A 7854-nucleotide genomic window follows, 5' to 3' on the forward strand; every position below is an offset into this window, starting at 1 on the left:
GCGGATGGGGCGGTCAGCGCGGTGCCACGCCTCGTGGGACGCCGAGCCCGGCGTCGTCGGCCGCCGGCCGGCCCGCCGCCGCGCGCAGCGTGTTCAGCGCGTGCAGGTCGTAGATGCCGGTGAGGTCGGGCCGTCGCATCAGGCCGGCGCGGACGGCGTGTTCGGCCTGCGCGCCGAGGGTGCCGGCCAGGGGGTCGTCGGTGAAGGTGAGGGACGGCCAGGCCGCGTCGATGATCTTCTGCGGGAGTTCCTTGCCGGTGAGGTGCCGCAGCGCCGCGTTGGCGGATGCCTTCGCGGGTCCGGGCCGGCTGTTGATCCACGCGTTGGTGCGCACCGATCCGCGGACCACCGCCTCGACGACGTCCCGGTGTTCCGTCAGGAAGCGCTGCGACACGACGAGGTGGGTGATGACGAACTGGCCGTCGGGCCACAGGTCGGCCTCGTCCAGGAGGACTTTCGCGCCCTCGGCGACCAGCAGGGAGGCCGTCGGCTCCGGCACCCAGGCCCCGTCGATGGAGCCGGACCGGTAGGCGGACGGCGCGAGCCGGTTGTCGGTGCGCACGACGGACACGTCACCGCGTCCGGAGGCGGCGTCGACCTGCCAGCCCTGCCGGGAGATCCAGTTGAGCAGGGCCACGTCCTGGGTGTTGCCGAGCTGCGGGCTGGCGATGCGTTTGCCCTTGACGTCCGCCACGGTGCGGATCCTGTCGGGGTTCACGACGAGTCTGACGCCGCGGGACGCGGCCCCGGCGACGATCCGCAGGCTCTTCCCGCCCGACTTGGTGTAGCTGTTGATCGCCGGTGACGGTCCCATCCAGGCGAGGTCGACCGAGCCGGAGGTCAGCGCCTCGACCGTGGCCGGGCCCGCGTTGAACGTGGCGGTGGCCAGTTTCGTCCCGCCCAGTTCCTTCTGGAGGAAGCCCTCACGCACGCCCACCAGCGCGGTGGCGTGCGTGAGGTTGGGGAAGTAGCCGACGCGCACCTCGTCCACGGACAGTTTCGGGCCCTTCGGCGCGACCCGGGCGCCGGTGTCGACCCGTTCGGATCCGTAGCCGCAGCCCGCGAGGACGAGCAGGGTGAGCAGGCCCGCCAGGGCGGCGCGCAGGCGTCGTCCACCGTTCATGCGCCGGGTCCCGCGGGGGCGCGCGTGACGAAGGACTCGCCGGCCATGCCCGCGGTGAGGGTCGATCCGTCGGCCGGGTCGATCAGCAGGAACGAGCCGGTGCGGCGGGAGACGACGTACGGGTCGAGGGCGACGGGTTCGGCGGTGCGCAGGCGGATCCGGCCGATGTCGTTGGCGACGAGCCGGTCGGGTCCGGGGTGCCGGTGGAGCGGGTCGAGCGTCACCCGGCTCTCGATCTCCCGCACCACCGCCTGCACGGTCCGGGTGGTGTGCTTGAGCAGCACCTTCCGGCCGGGCAGCAGCGGCTGGTCGACGAGGTGGCAGACGGTGGCCTCGATGTCGCGGGTGAGGGTGGGCGGGGATCCGACGGGGGTGATGAGGTCGCCGCGCGAGACGTCCAGGTCGTCGGCGAGCAGCACGGTCACCGACTGCGGTGCGCGCGCCGACTCGACGCGCTCGCCCAGCAGGTCGATGCCGCTGATGACCGAGCGGTGCCCGGACGGCAGCACCACGACGTCCTGGCCGACGCGGAGCGTGCCGGAGGCGATCAGGCCTGCGTAGCCGCGGTAGTCGGGGTGTTCGGCGGTCTGCGGGCGGATGACGTACTGCACCGGGAAGCGTGCCGGGGCGTGCGCCGGTTCGGCCGTCACGTGGACGGTCTCCAGGTGTTCCAGCACGGTGGGTCCGCCGTACCAGTCCATGTGGGCGGACGGCGCGACGACGTTGTCCCCGTTGAGCGCCGACATGGGGATGGCGGTGACCGCGGGCACGCCGAGCTCCTGCGCGTACGCGGTGAACTCGTCGGCGATGTCCGCGAACACGGACTCGGCGTGGCCGACCAGGTCCATCTTGTTGACCGCGAGGACCACGTGGGGGACGCGCAGCAGCGCGGCGACCGCCGCGTGCCGGCGCGTCTGCTCCACCACGCCGTGCCGGGCGTCGACCAGCACGATCACCAGTTCGGCGGTGGACGCCCCGGTGACCATGTTCCGCGTGTACTGCACGTGCCCGGGGGTGTCGGCCAGGATGAAGCTGCGCCGGGCGGTGGCGAAGTACCGGTACGCCACGTCGATGGTGATGCCCTGCTCGCGTTCGGCGCGCAGGCCGTCGGTGAGCAGCGCCAGGTCGGGGGCTTCCTGGCCACGGGAGCGGGAGGCGCGTTCGACGGCCTCCAGCTGGTCGGCGAGCAGCGACTTGGAGTCGTGCAGCATCCGTCCGACCAGGGTCGACTTGCCGTCGTCGACGGAGCCGGCGGTGGCGAACCGCAGCAGGGTGGCGTGGTGTCCGGCGGTGGCGTGGTGCTCGGTGCCCGTCGTCATCAGAAGTATCCTTCGCGCTTGCGGTCCTCCATGGCGGCCTCCGACATCCGGTCGTCCGCCCGGGTGGCGCCCCGTTCGGTGAGGCGCGACGCCGCGATCTCCGCGATCACCGCGTAGGGGTCTGCGGCGCGGGAGTCGACCGCGCCGGTGCAGGACATGTCGCCGACGGTGCGGTAGCGCACGGTCCGCCGCTCCACCGGTTCGCCGTCCTTCGGGCCGCCCCAGTCGCCCGCGGTCAGCCACATGCCGTCGCGCAGGAACACGTCACGCTCGTGCGCGTAGTAGATGGAGGGGACCTCGATGCCGGTGCGGGCGATGTACTGCCACACGTCCAGTTCGGTCCAGTTGGACAGCGGGAACACGCGGACGTGTTCGCCGGGGGCGTGCCGGCCGTTGTAGAGCTGCCACAGTTCGGGCCGCTGCCGGCGCGGGTCCCAGCCGCCGAACTCGTCGCGCAGGCTGAACACGCGTTCCTTGGCCCGCGCCTTCTCCTCGTCGCGCCGCCCGCCGCCGAACACCGCGTCGAAGCGGTGGGTCTGGATCGCCTCCACGAGCGGGACGGTCTGCAGCGGGTTGCGGGTGCCGTCGGGGCGCTCCTTGAGCTGCCCGCGGTCGATGTGCTCCTGCACGGACGCCACGTGCAACCGCAGCCCGTACCGGGCGACGGTGCGGTCGCGGTAGTCGAGCACCTCGGGGAAGTTGTGCCCGGTGTCGACGTGCAGCAGCGGGAACGGCAGCGGCGCCGGCGCGAAGGCCTTCAGCGCCAGGTGCAGCATGACGATGGAGTCCTTGCCGCCGGAGAACAGGATGACGGGGCGTTCCAGCTCGCCCGCCACCTCACGGAAGATGTGCACCGCCTCGGACTCGAGTGCGTCCAGGTGCCGTACGGGGATGTCCGTCTCGGTCGTCATGTGTGGAGCCCGCATTCCGTCTTGGCGCGCCCGGTCCAGCGGCCGGCCCGGGCGTCCTCGCCCGGCAGCAGCCGCCTGGTGCAGGGAGCGCATCCCACTGAGCCGTAGCCGTCCGAGAGCAGGGGGTTGACCAGCACTGCGTGGTCGGCGATGTACGTGTCCACGTCCTCGCGGGTCCATCGGGCGATGGGCGAGATCTTCACTTTCTGCCGTGCGGCGTCCCAGCCGACCACGGGTGTGGCGGCGCGCTGCGGCGAGTCGAACCGGCGCAGTCCGGTGACCCAGGCGTCGTACCGGGCGAGCCCTTCCTCCAGCGGCTGCACCTTGCGCAGTGCGCAGCACCGGTCGGGGTCGCGGCGGTACAGCTCCGGGCCGTGTTCGGCGTCCTGTTCGGCGACGCTCTGGCGGGGCCGGAGCGTGACGACGTTGACGTCCAGGACCGCTTCGACGGCGTCGCGGGTGCCGAGGGTCTCGGGAAAGTGGTAGCCGGTGTCGAGGAAGACGACGTCCACTCCCGGCGCCACCCGTGCGGCGAGGTGCGCCACCACGGCGTCCTCCATCGAGGACGTGACGCACAGGCGTGAGCCGAAGGTGTCGACGGCCCAGCGCAGGATCTCCAGCGCCGGTGCCTCTTCCAGCTCCGCACCGGCGCGGATCGCCAGTTGCTGGAGTTCGTGCATCTGTAGCCCTCTCGATACGTCCCCGAGCGAGGCGCCGAGGAAAGACAGGTGGAGAGCGCGCGTTCATGCCGCACCGGGCGGTTGAACGGCAGGCGCAGGCTAACCGCGGCGGTGTACACGTCGCTGACGTCGCACTGACCCCGCGCCTCGAGCCGCGGTGGGCCGGTCGCGCCCAGCGGGCCGTCAGCGAACGGTCAGTGGCTGCTGCCAGCATCCGGCTCTCGAAGGTGCCCGCGAGCGAGTAGAGAAGAGGCTCGGAGATGGTGTCCACGGGAGCATCGGCGCGCCGGGCGCCCGGCGCGGTGGAGGTCCGCCGGCTGGACCGGGTGATCATCAGGTTCGCGGGGGACTCGGGGGACGGTATGCACCTCACCGGTGACCGTTTCACCTCGGAGACAGCGTCGTTCGGCACCGACCTGTCGACGCTGCCGAACTTCCCGGCCGAGATCCGTGCCCCTGCCGGACCCCTGCCGGGTGTGTCGTCCTTCCAGCTCCCCTTCGCCGATCACGACATCCTCACGCCCGGTGACGCGCCGAACGTGCTGGGGGCGATGACCCCGGCCGCGCTCAAGGCCAACATCGGCGACCTGCCGCGCGGCGCGGAGATCATCGTCAACACCGACGAGTTCACCAAGCGGGCGATGCAGAAGGTCGGCTACGACAGCAGCCCGCTGGACGACGGCTCGCTGGGCGGCTACCACCTGCACCCGGTGCCGCTGACCACGCTGACCGTGGAGGCACTGAAGGACTTCGACCTCAGCCGCAAGGAGGCCGAACGCAGCAAGAACATGTTCGCCCTCGGCCTGCTGTCGTGGATGTACCACCGGCCGACGGACGGTACGGAGCGGTGGCTGAAGACCAAGTTCGCGAGGAAGCCGGACATCGCGGCGGCCAACCTCGCAGCCTTCCAGGCCGGTTGGAACTTCGGTGAGACCACGGAGGACTTCGCCGTCTCCTACGAGGTCGCTCCGGCCGTCTTCCCCGTGGGCCGGTACCGGAACATCTCGGGGAACCTGGCGCTGTCGTACGGGCTGATCGCCGCCTCGCGTCAGGCGGACCTGCCGCTCTACCTGGGCTCCTACCCGATCACGCCCGCCTCGGACATCCTGCACGAACTCAGCCGGCACAAGAACTTCGGCGTGCGCACCTTCCAGGCCGAGGACGAGATCGCCGGTATCGGCGCCGCGCTCGGCGCGGCCTTCGGCGGCTCCCTCGCCGTCACCACCACCTCCGGCCCCGGCGTGGCCCTGAAGTCCGAGACCATCGGACTGGCCGTCTCGCTGGAGCTGCCGCTGCTGATCGTGGACATCCAGCGCGGCGGCCCCTCCACCGGCCTGCCCACCAAGACCGAACAGGCCGACCTGCTCCAGGCCATGTACGGCCGCAACGGCGAGGCCCCCGTCCCCGTCGTCGCGCCCCGCACCCCCGCCGACTGCTTCGACGCCGCCCTGGAAGCCGCCCGCATCGCCCTGGCCTACCGCACCCCGGTCTTCCTGCTGTCCGACGGCTACCTCGCCAACGGCAGCGAACCCTGGCGCATCCCCGACCCCGACGAACTGCCCGACCTGACCGTGCAGTTCGCCCAGGGCCCCAACCACACCCTGGACGACGGCACCGAAACCTTCTGGCCCTACAAGCGCGACCCGCAGACCCTGGCCCGCCCCTGGGCCCTGCCCGGCACCCCCGGCCTGGAACACCGCATCGGCGGCATCGAGAAACAGGACGGCACCGGCAACATCTCCTACGACCCCGCCAACCACGACTTCATGGTCCGCACCCGCCAGGCCAAGATCGACGGCATCGACGTCCCGGACATCGAGGTCGACGACCCGGACAACGCCCGCACCCTGGTCCTGGGCTGGGGCTCCACCTACGGACCCATCACCGCCGCCGTACGCCGCCTGCGCACCGCCGGGGAGTCGATCGCACAGGCCCACCTGCGCCACCTCAACCCCTTCCCCCACAACCTCGGCACGGTCCTGAAGGCGTACGACAAGGTGGTGGTCCCGGAAATGAACCTCGGGCAGCTCGCCACCCTGATCCGGGCGAAGTACCTGGTCGACGCCCGCTCCTACAACCAGGTCAACGGCATGCCGTTCAAGGCGCAGCAGCTCGCCACGGCGCTGAAGGAGGCCATCGATGACTGACACGAACGCGCTTCTGCAGCTGGTGCCGAAGGCCGAGGGCCGGCAGTCGATGCGGGACTTCAAGTCGGACCAGGAAGTGCGCTGGTGCCCCGGCTGCGGTGACTACGCCGTCCTCGCCGCCGTCCAGGGCTTCATGCCCGAACTCGGCCTGGCCCGCGAGAACATCGTCTTCGTCTCCGGCATCGGCTGCTCCTCCCGCTTCCCGTACTACATGAACACCTACGGGATGCACTCCATCCACGGCCGCGCCCCCGCCATCGCCACCGGCCTGGCCACCTCACGCCGCGACCTGTCCGTCTGGGTCGTCACCGGCGACGGCGACGCCCTCTCCATCGGCGGCAACCACCTCATCCACGCCCTGCGCCGCAACGTCAACCTCAAAATCCTCCTCTTCAACAACCGCATCTACGGCCTCACCAAGGGCCAGTACTCCCCCACCTCCGAACTCGGCAAAATCACCAAGTCGACACCGATGGGCTCCCTCGACGCCCCGTTCAACCCGGTCTCCCTGGCCCTGGGCGCCGAAGCCTCCTTCGTCGCCCGCACCGTCGACTCCGACCGCAAACACCTCACCGAGGTCCTGCGCCAGGCCGCCGACCACCCCGGCACCGCCCTCGTCGAGATCTACCAGAACTGCAACATCTTCAACGACGGCGCCTTCGAAGTCCTCAAGGACCGGCAGCAGGCCGAGGAAGCCGTCATCCGCCTCGAACACGGCCAACCCATCCGCTTCGGCACCGACCAGACCAAGGGCGTCGTCCGCGACCCGGCCACCGGCGACCTGAAGATCGTCCCCGTCACCCCCGACAACGAGGCCGACATCCTCGTCCACGACGCCCACAGCACCTCGCCCACCACCGCGTTCGCCCTGTCCCGCCTCGCCGACCCCGACACCCTCCACAACACCCCCATCGGCGTCTTCCGCTCCGTCGACCGGCCCGTCTACGACACCCTCATGGCCGACCAGCTCGACACCGCCGTCGAACAACACGGCAAGGGCGACCTCGCCGCCCTCATGACCGGCGGCGACACCTGGACCGTCGTGGACCGGGGGGCGGCGCGGTGATGCTGCGTCCGGTGCCCCGCCCCGTCGGGCTGTTCGACCACGTCGTGACCCTGCTGCGCCGGCAGATCGCCTCCGGCGACTGGCCGGTGGGCTCCCGCATCCCGACCGAGCCGGAGCTGGTCCAGAGCCTCGGAGTGGCGCGCAACACCGTCCGGGAGGCCGTACGGGCGCTCGCCCACAACGGTCTGCTGGACATCCGGCACGGTTCGGGCACCTATGTGGTGGCGACCAGCGAACTGCCCGGGGTGATGCGACGCCGTTTCGCCGCCGCCGGACCGCGCGACCTGGTCGAGGTGCGCGGCGCCCTGGAGGTGGCCGCGGCCCGGGCGGCCGCCCTGCGGCGCGACGAGGCGGACCTGCGGCGGCTGGAGGAACTGCTCGAGGCGGGAGCGCACGCCGCCTTCCACCGGGCGGTGGTGGCCGCCTCCCGCAACGAGGTGCTGATCGAGCTGTACGCGAACCTGGGGCAGGTGGTGCCGCACGGCAGGCCCGTGCCCCCGTCGTGTCCGCAGGCGCGCCGGGACCACGCCCGGCTGCTGGCCGCGCTGCGCGCCGCGGCCCCGGAGACGGCCGCCGCCGAGGCGGCCCCCCCCCCCCCCCGGGGGCCC

General features: G+C 71.5%; 7 protein-coding genes. 3 read left to right on the top strand and 4 right to left on the bottom strand.

Annotation, left to right across the window (positions count from 1 at the left end; translation table 11 throughout):
* Positions 1-13: 13 nt before the first annotated feature.
* From FGW31_RS07535 to FGW31_RS07550, 4 genes are read right to left on the bottom strand one after another with little or no spacing between them, the layout of a single operon-like run.
* The gene (locus FGW31_RS07535) at positions 14-1123 is read right to left on the bottom strand and encodes an ABC transporter substrate-binding protein (RefSeq protein WP_142192589.1); all 1110 of its coding nucleotides are present in this window, start codon (positions 1121-1123) and stop codon (positions 14-16) included.
* Positions 1120-2442, bottom strand: a complete 1323-nt coding sequence (locus FGW31_RS07540) for a sulfate adenylyltransferase subunit 1 (protein WP_142192590.1) — start codon at positions 2440-2442, stop codon at positions 1120-1122. Before FGW31_RS07540 ends, FGW31_RS07535 begins: the two co-directional genes overlap by 4 nt.
* Positions 2442-3353, bottom strand: coding sequence for a sulfate adenylyltransferase subunit CysD (gene cysD / locus FGW31_RS07545; RefSeq protein ID WP_182675339.1), 912 nt, complete (start codon positions 3351-3353; stop codon positions 2442-2444). Before cysD ends, FGW31_RS07540 begins: the two co-directional genes overlap by 1 nt.
* Positions 3350-4033 carry a phosphoadenylyl-sulfate reductase gene (locus FGW31_RS07550; RefSeq protein ID WP_142192592.1) on the bottom strand — a complete coding sequence of 228 codons (684 nt, stop codon included), beginning with the start codon at positions 4031-4033 and terminating at the stop codon, positions 3350-3352. The genes cysD and FGW31_RS07550 overlap by 4 nt, the downstream gene beginning before the upstream one ends.
* Before the next feature lie 260 nt (positions 4034-4293).
* On the opposite strand from FGW31_RS07550, the gene FGW31_RS07555 reads away from it, so the two are divergent.
* From FGW31_RS07555 to FGW31_RS07565, 3 genes are all read left to right on the top strand, one after another.
* Positions 4294-6180 (top strand): 2-oxoacid:acceptor oxidoreductase subunit alpha, encoded by a 1887-nt coding sequence (locus tag FGW31_RS07555; protein WP_142192593.1) that lies wholly within the window; start codon positions 4294-4296, stop codon positions 6178-6180.
* Entirely contained in the window at positions 6173-7246 is a 1074-nt protein-coding gene (locus FGW31_RS07560) for a 2-oxoacid:ferredoxin oxidoreductase subunit beta (RefSeq protein WP_142192594.1), read from the top strand. Before FGW31_RS07555 ends, FGW31_RS07560 begins: the two co-directional genes overlap by 8 nt.
* A partial coding sequence (locus FGW31_RS07565) for a FadR/GntR family transcriptional regulator (RefSeq protein ID WP_142192598.1) occupies positions 7246-7854 on the top strand: 609 nt, incomplete at its 3' end. The genes FGW31_RS07560 and FGW31_RS07565, both read left to right, overlap by 1 nt.

Source organism: Streptomyces calvus (genome assembly GCF_006782915.1).
In the GTDB taxonomy this organism is placed as follows: domain Bacteria; phylum Actinomycetota; class Actinomycetes; order Streptomycetales; family Streptomycetaceae; genus Streptomyces; species Streptomyces calvus.